Consider the following 235-nt stretch of genomic DNA (forward strand, 5'->3'; position numbering starts at 1 on the left):
GTGCCCGGGTTGCCACCAGGCCGCTCGTAGAGGGTCCTTTGATGGTTCTGCGTCTGCTGTATGACGACAAAACCAAAATGACCCTTGAGGCTCTCGGTTTTCTCCCCGAGCAAATTGAGGCGTTTAGCCGTATCCGCAGCTTTCCTTATGGCGTGAACTTGGTTACCGGCCCCACAGGATCCGGCAAATCTAAGACTCAGCAGGTCAACCTGAACCTGCTCTATGAAGAGTGCGG

Annotated in this window: 1 protein-coding gene; it reads left to right on the top strand. The window is 54.9% G+C overall.

What is annotated here, in order from left to right:
• On the top strand, positions 1-235 hold a 235-nt coding region (locus AAEZ09_RS29210), incomplete at both ends, for an ATPase, T2SS/T4P/T4SS family (protein WP_350601802.1).

The sequence above is a fragment of the Pseudomonas sp. 65/3-MNA-CIBAN-0223 genome (assembly GCF_040310425.1).
GTDB lineage: Bacteria > Pseudomonadota > Gammaproteobacteria > Pseudomonadales > Pseudomonadaceae > Aquipseudomonas > Aquipseudomonas gregormendelii.